Source organism: Bacillus sp. sid0103 (assembly GCF_019219025.1).
Window position 1 is genome coordinate 1 of the sequence record NZ_JAHUWN010000157.1, and the last position, 255, is coordinate 255.

At 45.9% G+C, this 255-nt stretch carries 2 rRNA genes; both read right to left on the bottom strand.

What is annotated here, in order from left to right:
• Positions 1 to 98 (bottom strand): 5S ribosomal RNA (gene rrf / locus KW850_RS32940); the annotation flags it as partial.
• A gap of 75 nt (positions 99 to 173) precedes the next feature.
• Positions 174 to 255, bottom strand: a 23S ribosomal RNA gene (locus KW850_RS32945); the annotation flags it as partial.

Below are 255 nucleotides of genomic sequence, written 5' to 3' on the forward strand. Positions count from 1 at the left end.
TCACAGGGACGCGTGTCCCAACTACCATTGGCGCTGAGAAGCTTAACTTCCGTGTTCGGTATGGGAACGGGTGTGACCTTCTCGCCATAATTGCCAGACTATTTGATTGAGGTATCATTCCCTCAAAGCTAGATAATGCAGAAGAAGTTTGTAAACTCGAGAAAGCCTTAAAAATGGTTAAGTCCTCGAACGATTAGTATCAGTCAGCTCCACATGTTACCACGCTTCCACCTCTGACCTATCAACCTGATCATC